15 protein-coding genes are annotated in these 16480 nt (G+C 42.3%); 11 read left to right on the top strand and 4 right to left on the bottom strand.

The genetic code is table 11. The features are described 5' to 3' along the window. Window positions 1-123: 123 nt before the first annotated feature. Both lolD and ACQKC9_RS02410 read right to left on the bottom strand, forming a co-directional pair. Window positions 124-804, bottom strand: a complete 681-nt coding sequence (gene lolD, locus ACQKC9_RS02405; protein ID WP_057760792.1) for a lipoprotein-releasing ABC transporter ATP-binding protein LolD — start codon at window positions 802-804, stop codon at window positions 124-126. Window positions 805-861: 57 nt separating this feature from the next. Further along, a complete protein-coding gene (locus ACQKC9_RS02410; protein WP_102092330.1) occupies window positions 862-2097 on the bottom strand; it encodes a lipoprotein-releasing ABC transporter permease subunit in 1236 nt (411 codons plus the stop codon). Window positions 2098-2541: 444 nt separating this feature from the next. On the opposite strand from ACQKC9_RS02410, the gene ACQKC9_RS02415 reads away from it, so the two are divergent. Next, a complete protein-coding gene (locus tag ACQKC9_RS02415) occupies window positions 2542-3516 on the top strand; it encodes a hypothetical protein (protein WP_427620365.1) in 975 nt (324 codons plus the stop codon). A gap of 133 nt (window positions 3517-3649) precedes the next feature. On the opposite strand, the gene ACQKC9_RS02420 is transcribed toward ACQKC9_RS02415, so the two are convergent. Then, complete coding sequence (locus ACQKC9_RS02420; RefSeq protein WP_427620366.1) at window positions 3650-4039, bottom strand: SCP2 sterol-binding domain-containing protein; 390 nt, start codon at window positions 4037-4039, stop codon at window positions 3650-3652. A gap of 866 nt (window positions 4040-4905) precedes the next feature. On the opposite strand from ACQKC9_RS02420, the gene ccoN reads away from it, so the two are divergent. The 6 genes from ccoN to ACQKC9_RS02450 all read left to right on the top strand — a co-directional run bounded on the left by ccoN (window position 4906) and on the right by ACQKC9_RS02450 (window position 11094). Beyond that, window positions 4906-6387 carry a cytochrome-c oxidase, cbb3-type subunit I gene (ccoN, locus tag ACQKC9_RS02425; protein WP_191113886.1) on the top strand — a complete coding sequence of 494 codons (1482 nt, stop codon included), beginning with the start codon at window positions 4906-4908 and terminating at the stop codon, window positions 6385-6387. A 9-nt stretch (window positions 6388-6396) separates the two neighbouring features. Then, entirely contained in the window at window positions 6397-7035 is a 639-nt protein-coding gene (ccoO, locus tag ACQKC9_RS02430) for a cytochrome-c oxidase, cbb3-type subunit II (protein ID WP_191113887.1), read from the top strand. Beyond that, complete coding sequence (locus ACQKC9_RS02435; RefSeq protein ID WP_057760804.1) at window positions 7035-7214, top strand: CcoQ/FixQ family Cbb3-type cytochrome c oxidase assembly chaperone; 180 nt, start codon at window positions 7035-7037, stop codon at window positions 7212-7214. Before ccoO ends, ACQKC9_RS02435 begins: the two co-directional genes overlap by 1 nt. After that, window positions 7214-8359 carry a c-type cytochrome gene (locus ACQKC9_RS02440; protein ID WP_404692984.1) on the top strand — a complete coding sequence of 382 codons (1146 nt, stop codon included), beginning with the start codon at window positions 7214-7216 and terminating at the stop codon, window positions 8357-8359. The genes ACQKC9_RS02435 and ACQKC9_RS02440 overlap by 1 nt, the downstream gene beginning before the upstream one ends. 527 nt (window positions 8360-8886) lie before the next feature. Next, window positions 8887-10296, top strand: coding sequence for a cytochrome c oxidase accessory protein CcoG (ccoG, locus tag ACQKC9_RS02445; RefSeq protein ID WP_427620367.1), 1410 nt, complete (start codon window positions 8887-8889; stop codon window positions 10294-10296). A 216-nt stretch (window positions 10297-10512) separates the two neighbouring features. Continuing rightward, window positions 10513-11094: a FixH family protein gene (locus ACQKC9_RS02450; protein WP_427620368.1), complete on the top strand. Its 582-nt coding sequence runs from the start codon at window positions 10513-10515 to the stop codon at window positions 11092-11094. 126 nt (window positions 11095-11220) lie between these two features. Here the strand turns inward: ACQKC9_RS02450 and ttcA are convergent, their stop codons facing one another. Further along, window positions 11221-12327, bottom strand: a complete 1107-nt coding sequence (gene ttcA / locus ACQKC9_RS02455; protein WP_427620463.1) for a tRNA 2-thiocytidine(32) synthetase TtcA — start codon at window positions 12325-12327, stop codon at window positions 11221-11223. Between the two features lie 350 nt (window positions 12328-12677). Here ttcA and queC point away from each other — a divergent pair, with 350 nt between their 5' ends. From queC to ACQKC9_RS02475, 4 genes are all read left to right on the top strand, one after another. Further along, entirely contained in the window at window positions 12678-13454 is a 777-nt protein-coding gene (gene queC / locus ACQKC9_RS02460) for a 7-cyano-7-deazaguanine synthase QueC (RefSeq protein WP_191113890.1), read from the top strand. 344 nt (window positions 13455-13798) lie between these two features. Further along, window positions 13799-14128, top strand: a complete 330-nt coding sequence (locus ACQKC9_RS02465) for a hypothetical protein (RefSeq protein ID WP_057760815.1) — start codon at window positions 13799-13801, stop codon at window positions 14126-14128. A 175-nt stretch (window positions 14129-14303) separates the two neighbouring features. Further along, a complete protein-coding gene (locus ACQKC9_RS02470; protein WP_160020998.1) occupies window positions 14304-14801 on the top strand; it encodes a peroxiredoxin in 498 nt (165 codons plus the stop codon). Window positions 14802-14945: 144 nt separating this feature from the next. Next, window positions 14946-16436: a dihydrolipoyl dehydrogenase gene (locus ACQKC9_RS02475; RefSeq protein WP_427620369.1), complete on the top strand. Its 1491-nt coding sequence runs from the start codon at window positions 14946-14948 to the stop codon at window positions 16434-16436. Window positions 16437-16480: the final 44 nt, after the last annotated feature.

Here is a 16480-nt window from a genome sequence, read left to right on the forward strand (position 1 = left end):
AGTTTCTATGATATATTTTCTTAATAATACAACAATAACTTTTCAATATGATAGCCATCACATCCATGACAGACGCCAATAAATGGCGTTTCGGTCAGTTTTTCGACCTAATATAAAAAATTATTAATACTGTTCCCAATGCCCATTGCGTAGCAACAACTGACGATCAGCAAGCGCCGCCAAATTGCGATCATGCGTCACCATAAGTAGCGCCGTTTGCATGGTGCTTTGTAGCTCTGACAACAGGCCAAAGACGCTTTGCGCATTGTCGTAGTCCAAGTTACCTGTTGGCTCATCTGCCAAAATAAGCGATGGCTTAGTCACTAGCGCGCGTGCAATCGCTACACGTTGACGCTCGCCACCTGATAGCTCACCTGGTCTATGCATCAAACGATGCTCAAGACCGACATTTTCTAGAATCTCAACCGCTTGCTTACGAGCATCAGTCGTTGATACTTCTGGACGCATCAGTAATGGCATAGCTACGTTTTCGATTGCTGTAAATTCTGCCAATAGATGGTGAAACTGATAAATAAAGCCCAAATGCTTGTTACGCATTGCACCGCGCTCAGTTTCATTCATGCTATTTAATAGCTGACCATGCAACCAAACTTCACCACTGGTTGGCGTATCTAAACCACCAAGCAAATGTAGCAGTGTACTTTTACCTGAACCACTGGTTCCAACGATAGCGATGCGCTCACCCGCATGAACAGTCAGATCAAGACCAGTCAATACTTGTGTACTGACCGCGCCTTCATCATATATCTTATTGATATTGGTCGCCTCTAAAATGGCAGACATAGCGCTTCCTTTATTTTATTTATTTCGGTATTTATTTCAACATTTAGGCGTTTGGGATTACTCATAGCGTAGCGTTTGAGCAGGCTGAATTTTAGCCGCTCGGCGCGCTGGATAAATCGTTGCCAAAAAGCTCAGTACAAACGATGCACCTGTAATTAATACCACATCTAACAAACGCAACTGCGATGGCAAGTAATTGACAAAATACGCATCAAATAGGTTTAGACCAAATGCTTGGTTAATAAAGCCTAAAATATCGCTGACCGTAAGCGCAAATATCACACCCAGTATCGTACCAGCGATAGTACCGATGACCCCGATGACCACACCTTGGACCATAAAGACTTGCGTAATCAAGCGAGGAGACGCACCAAAGGTTTTTAAGATTGCGATATCTGCTTTTTTATCAGTCACTAGCATGACCAGACTTGAGACAATGTTAAAAGCAGCAACTAAGATAATCAAAAATAGTAATAGGCCGACCATGGCTTTTTCCATTTGAATTGCCCCAAACAGATTGCCATGAGTTTGTGTCCAGTCATTTGGATATAGCTTCTCAGGTGCGATAGCAGCCGCTTTTTCCGCAGCTATCGGCGCAGTAAAGATATCGTTAAGCTTCATGCGTACGCCCTGCGCGCCTTCTGGCAAACGCAGTAATTTTGCCGCATCTCCCATCGGGATAAACGCCATGAGACTGTCTACTTCTGGGCTGATCGTAAAGATGCCTGTCAGAGTAAAACGCTTAAATCGCGGTATCACGCCTGCTGGTGATGGCGACGCTTCTGGCAATACTAGCGTCACTTTATCCCCTATTTGCAGACCCAAAGACTGCACCATCTCCTCGCCCAACACGATACTGAAGTCACCACTTTTCAGGGTGTCAATACTACCTTCTATCATGTGCTCATTGATAATGGAGACGTTTTTTTCGTATTCAGGCTCGACGCCTGTCACCATGATACCTGCGACCTGACCATTTGATGTCAGCATCCCTTGCAGTTGAATGAATGGTGCCACAGCTGCCACTTCTGGGTCTTCTTTGATCTGATCAGCGAGCTGTTCCCAGTCGCCAATAATTTCTGATGAGACCACCGTAGCCTGCGGCACCATCCCCAAAATGCGGGTTTTCAGTTCACGGTCAAAGCCGTTCATCACTGATAGCACCGTAATCAATACGGCAACCCCAAGCGTCAGACCAATCATCGAGATGAGTGATATAAAGGAGATAAAGCCATTACTACGTTCTGCTCGGGTATATCGTAAGCCGATAAATAACGCTAAAGGACGAAACATATTCAAACTCTTTATCTTATCTACGTGCGACTTTATATAGGTTGCATAACGAGCAGTAGTAAATGCATCATACAGTTGCTACTACTCACATATAAATCAAACACAAAAACAGGGTGTCAGACGAGCCAATAACAGCTGTCAAAAGGGAGCTAGTTTGACACAAACTAGCTGATATGTGCCAGTCATTAGCAACAACTGAGAGTATTTTTTACCAAAAAACTGGGTTTTGTTATTATTTTTTATAGGGGGCTTGCTATTAGCTGTACCAATACCTATATATTATATGCTAAAGACAATTGTCATTAACCCCTCATTGAGGTTTACTCACCATTTACTGATAATATCGCTGACCATCATAAACCAATCATTTAAAATGTTGGATGGTACACAAGCAAACACAGTATTAGATATAAACCTCACGCTGACTTAATTTTGAGTATTTTCATGACCATAAATTATCAATACAAAAACATTCAATCTCCCACCAAGATCACGTTGACCGATGAGCAGTCTGCAGGTCACGCCGATCACTGGCGTATTCTGACCGATGATATGAGTCATGATGTGCCTGAGTGGCTACAAAAAATGATCGAAGTCGCCGCGATGCCTAAAGGCCTGAACAACAACGTCAGTGCAAAAGACAGCTGCCTGCTTCTATCAGAAGATCAGCCTTGCCATATTAATCAAGTGCTCGCGATGAAAGATGGTAAGCCAGAATGCTTTATCAATGCCTACCCTTGTGTCGATAGTCCTTACGGATTGAACTGCAAAATTGAGCGTGTTATCGCCAATGACAACTCACACGATGCCGTGTTGCGCTTACGTACTGCTGATGGCAGTATCATTTATGCGTTTGATCAACTCTATACGACCAACCGTCATCTATATCAACGCGACACCTCTTACTATGTGAACTTTAGTGCTTGGGCGCATGAAATTAAGCTAAGTGAGCAAAACGAAGTCATCATGGTTGAAGACCAAGAGTCTATCCGTTATCACCGTGCCTTTAACGATATTGTGGCAGCAAATGACGGAAAAATCCCTGATGACCTGCAAGAGAAAATCAGTGTATGGAAGCCTGAAACCAAAGAGCAAATGGCACCCGTCGAGATTAACTTAGGACATATGTGCGCTTACTTGTTTGGCGATACGCTAGGACAAGAAGATGAAGCTTGGTGTCAGGGTCAAGTACTTGGCAAGCAAGAAACCGTATTTAATGGTAAATCTATCATATTGTTTGATGTGGTAACGCTACGTGAGCAAGATGCGGATCCTTTTGTAGTGCGTATCGGTGCGCTCAATACTGCTGAGACTAATAACATCAAAGTACATGACTATGTCCAAGCAAACGTATGGCTACAAGCAGCAATATACAAAGAAAACCAATCAAATGCGACGCAGCAGTCAAAAGCTAGCTAGTCTTTTTGAGAGACTTTTTACAGCTTTTTATGCTATTACTTATTTCGTTACGCAATAAAAAAGCCCCTAATATGAATTAGGGGCTTTTTTGTGTCTTACTGACTTACAACGCAAAAATCGTATAAATACGCGATTAAGCCATTGTCGTCATTGATTTGATACGAGTGTATAGCTCTTTTTGCTCTGCGCTTGGACGTGCAGTCTGTACGGCCATTAGCTGTGACATATCGCCTTCGACACGGATTTTGCCACTCATAAACGCACCCATGATTTGATTGGTATCAAAATCAGTGATGATAGACTGTAGGATATCGCGATCTAATAGCAGCGTCGTCGTTGCATTATCGTTTAAGCCGCGATGCAGCAAACCATTTGTAAAATTGGCTTCGATAGTTTTATCAGCTTCAGCCACTTTTAAGTTGACGACCATATTGGCAAGTACTGGTGGTAAGTTTAACTCACCTGCTTCATTGCCCATTTTTTCTACTTGCTCAAACCATTCATCTGTCAAAAAAACTGCCATATTATATTATCCTTAATTGATATTCTGTCAGACCAACATCCCTTGAGGCACTCTTGGCCTAACTATTAGAATTATTAAAATGATTGCTATCAATAGACCTATGCGATACATAGCCATTAATGACGTTCAGCCTCATTATAAAGGGCGACTTGATAAGAAGTAAAACCTATTTATCGGCTCAGCAATGTTATTGTTACAAAACTTCTTTGCAAGCCTACGCTTATGTCTAGCGAGCACTTCCCCTATTCAATCAGAATGAGCATCTAGAATAGTGACAAAATTGTGTATAAAATAGAGGAGTAGCACAGCAATAATAAGTTGCTCGCTAACATTTATACCAAAGAGTTTGTATTTTGGCGCATAGTTCTGATGATATTTAATTAGGATTGCGTTACAATACCCTTAAACAGAGTCGGGAGTTTTAACCAAACATTACATAATCGTGTTTTTTGTCAGCCGCCGCTAGCATACATCTATGGTCAATGCGTTTTAATAGCCCTATAGATATGGGTATCTATCTTCATTAGTACAGATTTTTTCGTAATAATTAAGATACATATTTAGCCTTATGAGATGTTTGATGCTCAAAACGGCGCGTCTTCTTATTTACCTTGATGATCTATTAACAATCCTACTATCGATTGACCTTGAGTAAGGTGCATGAAGTGCCTATTTCTATTTATTAGTATTAACTGATAGACAGCAAGGGCCTGAATCGATAGTTAATGACGTCATTGCGTTAAATAAGTCAAAAAACAATATGTGTTGGCGCTAGTATAAATATGAATTTGAAAGTATTTATAGTGCAGACAGCATAGATTGTTGGTTAATTCTGTTGATAATTCGGGCTGTAAAGGAATCATCCAATGAGTTTACAAAACACAGCAGTCGCCCCAGTTGACCGTGAGTATGAAATTACTGTCGTAAGATTTTTTACGATCATGGCTGTCGTTTGGGGCATCGTCGGCATGAGTCTTGGTGTGTTCATTGCTTCACAGTTAGCATGGCCAGCACTCAACTTTGACATTCCATGGCTGACCTTTAGTCATTTAAGACCACTGCATACCAATGCGGTGATTTTTGCGTTCGGTGGTTCTGCCCTGTTCGCAACGTCTTACTACATCGTTCAGCGTACCTGTAAAACGCGCTTATTTGCGCCGTACTTGGCTTGGTTCACCTTTTGGGGTTGGCAGGCAGTTATTGTTGCTGCCATCATCACGCTTCCTCTAGGTTTGACCACCAGTAAAGAATACGCTGAGCTTGAGTGGCCTATTGATATCTTAATTGCCTTGGTATGGATTTCTTATGCCATCGTATTTTTTGGTACACTCATCAAACGTAAAACCTCACATATTTATGTGGCTAACTGGTTCTTTGCCGCCTTTATCATTACGATTGCACTACTACATATCGTAAACAGCATGGCGATTCCTGTTAGTGCGTTCAAATCTTACTCGCTATTTGGTGGTGCAACTGATGCGATGGTGCAGTGGTGGTACGGACATAACGCGGTAGGTTTTTACTTAACGGCAGCCTTCCTTGGAATGATGTATTATTTCGTTCCTGTACAGATTGGCCGTCCTATCTATTCTTATCGTTTGTCTATCGTTCACTTTTGGGCATTGATTGCTTCATATATGTGGGCTGGTGGTCACCATTTGCATTATTCAGCGCTTCCTGATTGGACGCAGTCTCTTGCTATGGTCTTCTCAATCATCCTATTCGCACCATCTTGGGGTGGTATGATTAACGGTGTACTAACGCTATCAGGTAGTTGGGATAAGCTACGTACCGATCCGATCATTCGCTTTATGATTGTTGCATTGTCGTTCTATGCGATGTCGACGTTCGAAGGCCCAATGATGTCTATCAAGACAGTGAATGCGTTATCGCACAACACTGACTGGACAATTGGTCACGTACACTCAGGTGCACTTGGCTGGGTTGGTATGATTACCATTGGTTCGCTATATGTACTGTTACCACGTATTTATAACAAACCGAAGATGTACTCTATCAGCTTAATCACCACGCATTTTTGGCTTGCGACTGCAGGAACGATTTTCTATATCGTATCTATGTGGATTTCAGGTATTGGCCAAGGCATGATGTGGCTTGCTACTAACCCAGACGGTACTTTGGTATATAGCTTCGTTGATACTGTTGAATTCTCGCATTTCCCATATATCGGCCGTGCATTTGGTGGCTTCTTATATGTATCGGGTATGTTTGTAATGGCTTATAACTGCTATAAAACACTCAAAATGCCAGAAGGTAAGCCTGTAGATGTCGCTGATCCAACGGATCATGAACCTAGTGTCGAAAAACCTTCGACAGCTAACGTATAAGGAGCGATCATGGCTGGTACACCGCATGAAATTATTGAAAAAAATACAGGCTTGTTAGTCATTGGTATCGTGATTGCTATTAGTTTTGCAACGCTAGTTGAAATCGTGCCATTGATCTATGACAACAAGGGTCCTGAAGAAGGCGGCTTGAACAAGCCCCTTCCTGCTATGGAGCCTTGGACAGCGCTTGAATTTGAAGGTCGTGATATTTATATCCGTGAAGGATGTCACGTTTGTCATACGCAAATGGTTCGCCCATTACGTGCAGAAGTTGAACGTTATGGACCATATTCACGTGCCGCTGAGTCGACGTGGGATCATCCATTCTTATGGGGATCGAAACGTACTGGACCAGATTTAGCACGTGTTGGTGGCCGTTATTCTGAAGATTGGCAAAAGCAACATTTGATCAATCCACGTTCGCTAGTGCCTGAGTCAGTTATGCCAGGTTTCCCTTGGTTGGCGACTAACGAAGTAGATGGCGAAAACATTCAAGCTAAAATGCGTCTATTCCGCGATCGCTTCGGTGTTCCTTATACTGAAGAAGACATTGAAGGCGCTCCAGATGCAGTGCTTGGCGCTACTGAGCTTGACGCTTTGGTCGCTTATCTACAGCAGTTAGGTACCGCAATGGAAGGACAGCGCTAATGGGTATTGGTGAATTACAAACAATTGCGACCGTTTCTGCCTTTATTGCCTTCGTAGGCGTTGCATGGTGGGCGTATTCGCCAAAAAACAAAAAACGCTTCGAAGAAGATGCACAACTTGCGCTTGATGACGAGGATATAAAATCTCTGTCTGAAGAGCAGCGCAATAAGGATAAATGATGACATTTTTTTGGAGTTCTTGGATCACGCTAATCAGTTTCGGTTGCTGGCTTTTTATTCTTGGCGTTCTGCTGTTTGTACTAAAATACAAACCAGACGTTGAGGAAGACGGTACCACTGGTCATGAGTATGATGGTATCCGAGAATACGACAAAGCACTTCCTAAATGGTGGTTGGTGATATTTTTTGGTTCAATCGTTTGGGGTGTGGCGTACTGGGTATTCTTTCCAGCTATGTTCCCAGCACATTGGAAAGGTATCGCCACCGTAGAAGTTGACGGTGAAACTGTACCGTGGACTTCTAAAAACGAGTTGTTCAGTGAGCTTGAAAGCAACAACAAAGTATTTACTGATAACTTTGAAAAAAGCATTTTGGTAAAAGCAGATGCTGCAGGTGCGACTGCGACACTTGGTACGCTAAACGAGTTACAAGCGACCATGCGTCGTAGTGAAAACCCACCAGCAGATCTACAGACTAAAATTGACGAAAAAGTTGCAGAACTTGCTCCTTATGTCGAAAAACTGTCTGAAAATCCAAATGCATTAAAAGTTGGTAGCCGTTTGTTCCTACAGAACTGTTCTGTATGTCATGGCTCTAACGCTAAAGGTGCGACAGGCTACCCTAACCTAACCGATAACGATTGGTTATATGGCGGCGAAGCTAGCAACATTCTGACCACGCTACACAATGGTCGTATCGGCGGTATGCCTGCTTGGCGCGATCAGATCGGCGAAGACGGTGTACGTGCAGCTTCTGAGTATGTATTGTCACTATCTCCAAACAACGGTAGTAAGAGTAACGGTGAACTTGATCAAACTTTGGTCAATCAAGGCGAAGCGATCTTTAAGCAGCAGTGTGCACTTTGTCACTCTGAAAGCGGTAAAGGTATGATTTCAGCAGGTGCACCAAACTTGACTGACAATATCTGGTTGTATGGCGGTGAGCGTGAGACTGTACGTAATACATTACGTTATGGTCGTGCTGGCGTTATGCCTCAGTGGGAAACTAAGCTAGGTAATGAGCGTATCATGCTACTTGCTGCTTATATCTACTCACTATCAGATAAAACAGGCAAATCACCTGAAGCAGCACCGGTTACTGCTGCTACTCAGCCTGTAGCAACTGAAGAAGCAACTGCTAACTAAGACGTTGTTACTGCACTGAATATGGACGAGATTTAATGAAGGGAGAACTGTTATTGCAGTTCTCCCTTTTGCGTATGGCGATATTGATTTTCATTTAGAAATGACAATGATGAGTGGCTATAAATACTAGAAAACGTTCTCATATATTCGTTGCTTTTTAGGATTATTACCCCATTATTAGTAGGGAGAATGTTAGAATAGCTATTTTTTAAAATAGTCTATTGGTCATGGCTTTATATCGCTCTGATTCAATCATATAACACGATAGTCAATTTCGCATAAATCAGATACAAGCTTGTCCAGTCTACTACTTGTAGTACCTTTACTCCCCTTTGTTTGTATCAAGATTATGTTGAAGCGACTATATTTACAATCGATCATTTGGTAAGCAGATTAGAAGATTTTTTATCGAATTTTCTATCCGCTATTTACTGACATTGATAACATCATACACTCATATACCTCGACGCTAGAGGTGTTTGTTCATCATGCCAGCAGACTGATTCTTTTTTTAAAGAGGCACGTTTATGTCAGCACAACAATCCAATAAAATTCCTGTACAACAAGTCGATCTTGATGCAACCAAGCATCGTGTACATCCGAGGTTTGTCACAGGTTTTTATCAAAATATTCGTGTCATCACGATGTATGCTCTTTTGGCGGCTTTTTTACTTTTGCCATGGCTGCGCTATAATGATAGACAAGCAATATGGTTTGATGTGCCATCTCAGCATTACTATATTTTTGGCATGACGTTTTTGACGCAAGATTTTTATTTTATTGCTGCATTTGCCATTATTGCCGCGTTTACACTGTTTATGGTGACGGTATATGCTGGGCGTGTTTGGTGTGGTTATGCTTGTCCTCAAACGATATGGACACATCTATACCAATATGTTGAAAAGTGGGTGATTGGCGATCGTAATAAACGCATCAAGTTTGATAAAGCACCGTTAAGTGCGAGCAAAATATTCAAACGCACGGTTGTGTATTCAATTTGGTTTTTGCTTTCTGTGATTACAGCAGCGACCTTTGTTAGTTATGTAGCTGGGACAGATTCTCTATATCACAGCTGGCAGTCAATAGGAGTACTTCCATTCCCTGACTGGCCAACGTGGGTATGGGTCTCAATGTTTATCTTTACCTTTGCTACTTATGCCAATGCAGGCTACATGCGTGAGCAGATGTGTGTACAGATTTGTCCCTATGGCCGCTTTCAGAGTGTGATGTTTGATAAAGACACATTGATCGTATCTTATGATTATGAACGCGGTGAGCCACGCGGTGCCCGTAAAAAGGGTACAAATCCAGAGCACTTAGGCGATTGTATTGAATGTACCATGTGCGTGCAGGTTTGCCCTACTGGTATCGATATTCGTGATGGGTTACAAGTTGCCTGTATCCAGTGTGCAGCTTGTATTGATGCTTGTAATGAAGTGATGGACAAGGTCGGCTATCCGCGTGGTCTCATTCGTTATACAACTGAACGTCAGCTAGCAGAAAAAGAACCAAGCCGCGTACTGCGCCCACGATTATTTGCTTATTTGACATTATTAGCCGTACTATGTGGCGGTGTTATATATGCGTTAACCGATCGCGTGCCATTGGAGATTGATATCCGCCGTGACCGTAATCAGTTGTCATCTATCAACAATCAAGGCATGATCGAAAACAGCTATATCGTTAAGCTAACCAACAAGACTCAGGACGCTCATACCTACACGATAACACTAGCACCGCAAAAAGGGCTGAGCTTAGAGCTACGCTTTAACGATGTACCATTAGAAGCTGGCGAAAGCTTTGATATGCCAGTCAGTATTTATGGTGATCCTGATGTGATAGAGTTTGGTCAAACGCCTGTCACGCTAAATGTGAGCAGCGAAAACGGTAAGTACAAGGTAAGTAAGCAAAATATCTTTACGACCCAAGGTCAGTAAATCATTAGCAGACCTATTGTTTAATTTCATGTATATCATTCGGTAGTCTAGCTAGTTCAAGTAGTTAAATAACTAATTGTTCTAGTGATAGGCTATTGGATACACGTTTTATCATTAAACTGGCAGCGCTTAGCCGCCAAATTATCCGTTGATACCATTTGTAGATGTCTAATGAACAGCTATCTATCAAATGCGTATCTGATGCATAGGTATTTTATGTCTACTCCAGCACCGAACTTTAAACATCAAGATAAGCAGCCATGGTATAAAAATTACATGGTCGTTATCTTTGTGATTGGCATGCCTGCTGCGGTCGTGATCGCTTGTATTTGGTTTGTTTATTACTCTTACCAGATCCGTGATAGCGTGGTACGTGACGACTGGTATATGGATGGCAAAACGCTCTATCATGATGTATCTCGTGACAAGCTCACGTATGACTTAGACTTGCATGGACAAATGCAATTTGCAGAAAATGGCGATATTGTGTTTTATCTCAACTACCCTGAGCAAAGCGTCCAGTCAGGCAAGCTGTTAAATGGTACTCCCCTTACCTATCCTGATACGTTGGAGCTCTCTATTTCTCATGCAACGGATATCAAAAAAGACCGCGACGTTGTCCTTAAGCATGTTGAGGGCAATAAATACAGCGCACAAGTCGATATTGATCCTGTAAAAGCCAAGTATTACCTTCAGGTTAGCAATGACGGTAAAGATGATTGGCGTATGCAAGATGTCGCAAAACTGCCTCGTGCCAAGGTCAGCTTTGACCCGCTACCAGTTTTTGCTAAAAGTTAACGCGGTGAGTAGCATCCAGACATAAAAAAACCAGCCACTCGTCAGAGATCGGCTGGTTTTTTTTGAGCTATTTAATATCCTACTAATGAATAGGTACTATTTAATATAGCTCTAACTCATAAACTACTAAATCACAGGGTTAATCGTTGGAATTTTCTGCGCTTTACGCTCGTTTTGTGCGGCTTTATCCGTCTCTGTCGAATAAGACTTTTCACTAGCGAACTTAGGATTGAACGTTTGCGTCCTTGGTGATACCGGTAAACCAATCTCAGCCAAACTATCTGTCTGCCCAGCTTGAATATTGTCGCCTTCAAATAAACGCTCATCGTTATCACGATCAAGACTAAGTGTTTCAAAATCAAACAATTCACGATCAGCTAACTGTGATGGCGCAACGTTTTGCATGGCCTTAAAGATAGAAGCTAAACGCTGCGGATGAGCATCATCCCATTCACGCAGCATATCGTTGATGATGGCACGTTGTAGATTGGTCTGACTGCCACATAGGTTACAAGGAATGATTGGGAATTCCTTTAATTTGGCATATTCAATGATGTCTTTTTCTTCGACATAGGCCAATGGACGAATCAGCATGTTTTGCTTGTCATCGCTCAGCAGTTTAGGCGGCATGGATTTGAGCGCACCACCATGGAATAAGTTCAAAAAGAAAGTCGCTAGCATATCATCACGATGATGACCAAGGGCAATCTTAGTCGCGCCAATTTGTTTGGCAAAGCCATATAGTGAACCGCGGCGCAGACGAGAGCACGCAGAGCAGTAAGTCTTGCCTTCTGGCACTACGCTTTTGACGATGCTATATGTGTCTTTTTCTAAAATATAGTGAGCAATGCCCTGCTCGTTTAGATACGCAGGTAAAATGTCTTCCGGATAGCCTGGCTGCTTCTGATCAAGATTGACTGCGACAATATCAAAATGAATTGGTGCAATGCGTTTTAACAGCAATAAAATATCAAGTAAGGTATAGCTGTCTTTACCACCCGAAACACAGACCATCACCACATCGCCATCTTCGATCATATTAAAATCGCGGATTGCCCAAGAAACTTGGCGACGCAGCTTCTTTTGTAGTTTACGAAAGTACGCTGACTCGGTAGGTGCTTGCGCATCGGCAAACTGCTCATCAATCATGTCCTCATCATTGCCATCTTCAGAGACGTCATCATACTCTCTGCTATCAGTATCGGTGCCTAAAGCTTGACTATCAAAGCTCATTGCATCAGATACATCATCAGCTTGAGAAGGAATATTTGGCGTAAATAAGGTTGCTGCGGTCATAAGTTACTCAATATCTTTATAAGGGTGATTTTACTATAAAGCGATTTGCGATAAGGCTTTTAAAGCATTATCACCAATGTCATGTGACTGATACTTTAAAAGCTGCGATTATAACAAATATTGCTAACAGATTGAAAAGATGACAGTAATACCGACTTTATTTTATTGCAGTGCTATGTAAATTTGTTTTGATGGCTTAGTGACGCTTAATTGGTCGCTTCGTGGTTCTGTAGTAGACGTATTTTTGCTAAAATAGCCGTTTTCGTAAACCAATAATAGATACCACTATGACTAACGTTACTTTGCAAAATACCTCCAATCAAGTATCAGATGCTGACTTAGCTGCTCTTACCAAAAGCCAAAATGCGGTTGTTCTTTTATCAGGCGGTCTCGATTCGGTGACTTGCTTATATTGGGCAAAAGCACGCTATGCATCAGTGACAGCAGTCAGCTTTAACTATGGTCAGCGTCATAATAGTGAACTTGTGGCCGCAAAGACCATCGCTGAGACAGCAGGCGTCAATCATAGAATCATCGATATTGATATCGCACAACTGGGTGGCTCATCGCTAACAGACCACAGCATGATCGTGCCAGACGGTGATTCGGACAAATTCCCTAGCAAAAAGCGCGATGAAATCGATAATGACGCTATCCCAAATACCTATGTGCCTGCGCGCAACACTATTTTCTTATCTTATGCGTTAGCAGTCGCCGAAGTCGCTGATGCCAATCATATCGTCATTGGTGTCAGCTCAGTTGACTACTCGGGCTACCCTGATTGTCGCCCAGAGTATATAGCTGCCTTTGAACATATGGCCAACCTTGCGACAAAAGCAGGCGTTACTGGACATCGCTTATCGATTCAAACGCCATTACAGCAATTATCAAAAGCCCAAACCATTGAGCTTGGTCTATCATTAGGTGTCGATTACGGACAGACGATTTCTTGTTATCGCGCAGATGCCAATGGTCTTGCTTGCGGTGTTTGTGATAGCTGCGCATTACGTCGTCAAGGCTTTGCCCAAGCTGGCGTAACTGACCCTACTCATTATCAGTCTTAATTAATTTTAGTCAGTCCTATATAAGTTGGGTACGGTACAAGGCGCGCTTAGTCTACTACTTGTATTACGTCTACTCGCCTATCTTGTACCCAAATCATATAAGGCCGACTATGTATTAACGCTAAACGCTATGTGAAATGATGATACCCATCAACATTCGCGCAACATTCGCTTGCATTAACACAGCACGTCGTTCTTGTATTCTAATCGACATACTTGCTATCGTATGAACGATTATATTTATCGAAAGATGTAACTGACGATATCGGTCACTCATATATTGATGAGTTGACTTTGCATTGAGCAAAAGATAAAAAATTGACGCTACCCGTAAGAGGAAATTTATGAAGTTGTTGCCAGTACTACCCCTAGCTTTAGCGGCCCTGTTTGCCATGCCACAAGCCAACGCTGCTGACATTAAGCAAGACAATATCAATTCATGTGTTAATGGCGCAGTCAAATACAAAGTCGCTGACAAAAGCAACGCAACCAAACTATGTAACTGTACTATTGGTGTGCGCAGCAACATGACTATCGGTCAAATGTGGGAAATCGAAAGCTACGCGCAAGATAAGAAAGACCCTTCTAATCTGCCATATGTGAAAGCGATGCAAAAAGATTTGCAGCAGTGCACCGTTGGCTTGGATTTGAAGAAGCCGCAAAAACCTGCTTAACTTCTAATCGTTTGATATACAAAAGACTGGCTATTGCCAGTCTTTTTTGTTGCCAATGAATGGGCAAAGTGTAAAACTGATTATTTATTTCTACTAATCTGCCTATAATAAGAACACTATAAATAGAACCATTATTAAGCCAATATACATAACTAAAACTAACAAGGATTTTACAATGGCCAAGCCAACGACAGAAACCATTCACCTACCTGATTTTCCAGTAACCATAGTACGCAAGCTTGCTGGTAATTTTATTCATGATGAAATCAATTTAAAAGAAATGGTCGCCAATACCGATAAAGGCCTTATTCTCTATTTCTATCCCAAAGACAACACGCCAGGCTGCACCACACAGGCAACAGAGTTTACTTCGCACCTTCATGACTTCGATGAATTGGGCTACGACATCATTGGCGTCTCTCGTGATAGCGTTGAATCTCATGAAAAATTTATCGACAAGTATGACTTACAGATTCCACTCATCAGTGACGCTGATGAAAAGCTATGCCAGTATTTTGACGTTATCAAAGAAAAAAATATGTACGGCAAAGTTACGCTAGGCCTTGTACGTTCGGCATTTGTATTCAACAAAAACAGCGAGCTGACTCATGCCCAGCGCAACCTACGTGCCAAAGACTATACCAGTCGTTTACTAACTATATTGGCGCCGTAATTACTGGTTCTGTAATTAAGTCAGTATTATTGACGTTATAGTTGAATCAGTATTGATCATAAGAACCATAAAAACCGAATAAAAAATATAAGCCAAGCATTCAGTCTATCACTGAATATAACCTTGCCCCTATTAGAGAATAATATGAATAAACAATCTGGCACGACCACCGACGATACGCCGAAAGAAGTCACACGTAAAGTATCTGTCGCTATTATTGGCGCGGGTACCGCAGGTCAAAACGCTTTTCGCCAAGCGAGTAAAATCAAAGATGACGTAGTCATTATCAATGAAGGGTTTTGGACCACAACCTGTATAGCGGTCGGCTGTATGCCCAGTAAGCTGCTAATTGCAGCTGCTGATCGCGCACATGATGCCAACCATTCTGCTGAATTTGGTATCCATGCGACCGCGCAAATTGATGGCAAACGAGTCATGGAACGTGTACGTGACGAACGCAGTCATTTTGCCAGCTACATTAAAAAGCAAGTAGACAGCTGGCCTGATCATAAGAAAATCGACGGTCGTGCTCGTATTAATGAGCAAGGGCTAATTGAGGTCAATGATGAGCTAATTGCTGCTGAGCAAATCATTGTCGCCACAGGTAGCTCGCCGTTTATTCCTGATGGGTGGGTGGACAAGCTTGGTGATACCATGCTCACTTCTGATAGTATCTTTGAGCTTGAAGATTTGCCAAAAACGATGGCTGTCGTCGGTGCTGGTGCCATCGGTCTAGAGCTTGCACAAGCATTCACACGCTTGGGTGTAGAAGTCACGCTGCTAAACCGTGCCAAACAAGTGGCTGGTCTAAAAGACGATGATATTAATAATAAAGCCATGGATTGCTTAAGTCATGAATTAACCATGCATCTAGGTAGCGAAATTACCGATGTAGGCACAAAAGCAGATGAAGGTAATAAAAGTGCGTTTATCAAATATAAAGACAGCGCTGGTGAGTCTCAGCAATGGCAAGGTGAGTATGTCTTAGTTGCTACTGGTCGTCGCAACAGTATTAAGCAGCTAGGTGTCGAAAACTTAGGTGTCGAGCTAGACGATAAGAACCGTCCAAAAGATTTAAGTAAAAAAACAGGTCAGATTGGCGACTTAAACGTCTATATCGTTGGTGATGCCAATGCTAATATCCCGTTACTGCATGTGGCCAGCGATGAAGGCTATAGTGCGGGCAGCATGGTCTGCGAAAACACAGAAGCGGCCTATATTCGCCCACCTGCGACTCCTTTCTCTATCGTATTTTGCTCACCGCAAATCGTCAATGTTGGTATGTCGCTACCAGAGATTCAAAAAGATTCAGAACTCGAATTTGTTATCGGTAGTGTGAGCTTTGATAATCAAGGACGTAGCCGTGTAATGGGTGTCAACTGCGGGCTGCTACATATCTACGGCTGCAAAAAGACAGACAGGATTTTAGGCGCTAGTATGGTCGGTCCTGATGCTGAGTATATCGGTCATATACTTGCTACAGCGATTACCAATGATTTGAGCATCAAAGATATGCTCGACACCCCTTTTTATCATCCAACGATACTAGAGGGACTACGTACGGCGTTACGTGATGTGCAGTACAAAATGGAGATACCTTTCCAATCTTTAGACACCCAAAAGGATAATTCTTAATTGACCATTTAGCTAAGTCCTCAAGTTAGCAATGCTTTCAATTT

It is taken from the genome of Psychrobacter sp. NPDC078409 (assembly GCF_050268505.1).
Taxonomy (GTDB): domain Bacteria; phylum Pseudomonadota; class Gammaproteobacteria; order Pseudomonadales; family Moraxellaceae; genus Psychrobacter.

What these genes read in the sequence shown, in the direction of transcription:
- lolD (WP_057760792.1), bottom strand. Translation starts at nt 804, where the DNA reads ATGTCTGCCATTTTAGAGGCGACCAATATCAATAAGATATATGATGAA.
- ccoG (WP_427620367.1), top strand. Translation starts at nt 8,887, where the DNA reads ATGTCAGCACAACAATCCAATAAAATTCCTGTACAACAAGTCGATCTT.
- ACQKC9_RS02450 (WP_427620368.1), top strand. Translation starts at nt 10,513, where the DNA reads ATGTCTACTCCAGCACCGAACTTTAAACATCAAGATAAGCAGCCATGG.
- ACQKC9_RS02415 (WP_427620365.1), top strand. Translation starts at nt 2,542, where the DNA reads ATGACCATAAATTATCAATACAAAAACATTCAATCTCCCACCAAGATC.
- ACQKC9_RS02475 (WP_427620369.1), top strand. Translation starts at nt 14,946, where the DNA reads ATGAATAAACAATCTGGCACGACCACCGACGATACGCCGAAAGAAGTC.
- ccoO (WP_191113887.1), top strand. Translation starts at nt 6,397, where the DNA reads ATGGCTGGTACACCGCATGAAATTATTGAAAAAAATACAGGCTTGTTA.
- ACQKC9_RS02470 (WP_160020998.1), top strand. Translation starts at nt 14,304, where the DNA reads ATGGCCAAGCCAACGACAGAAACCATTCACCTACCTGATTTTCCAGTA.
- ccoN (WP_191113886.1), top strand. Translation starts at nt 4,906, where the DNA reads ATGAGTTTACAAAACACAGCAGTCGCCCCAGTTGACCGTGAGTATGAA.
- queC (WP_191113890.1), top strand. Translation starts at nt 12,678, where the DNA reads ATGACTAACGTTACTTTGCAAAATACCTCCAATCAAGTATCAGATGCT.
- ttcA (WP_427620463.1), bottom strand. Translation starts at nt 12,327, where the DNA reads ATGAGCTTTGATAGTCAAGCTTTAGGCACCGATACTGATAGCAGAGAG.
- ACQKC9_RS02420 (WP_427620366.1), bottom strand. Translation starts at nt 4,039, where the DNA reads ATGGCAGTTTTTTTGACAGATGAATGGTTTGAGCAAGTAGAAAAAATG.
- ACQKC9_RS02410 (WP_102092330.1), bottom strand. Translation starts at nt 2,097, where the DNA reads ATGTTTCGTCCTTTAGCGTTATTTATCGGCTTACGATATACCCGAGCA.
- ACQKC9_RS02465 (WP_057760815.1), top strand. Translation starts at nt 13,799, where the DNA reads ATGAAGTTGTTGCCAGTACTACCCCTAGCTTTAGCGGCCCTGTTTGCC.
- ACQKC9_RS02435 (WP_057760804.1), top strand. Translation starts at nt 7,035, where the DNA reads ATGGGTATTGGTGAATTACAAACAATTGCGACCGTTTCTGCCTTTATT.
- ACQKC9_RS02440 (WP_404692984.1), top strand. Translation starts at nt 7,214, where the DNA reads ATGACATTTTTTTGGAGTTCTTGGATCACGCTAATCAGTTTCGGTTGC.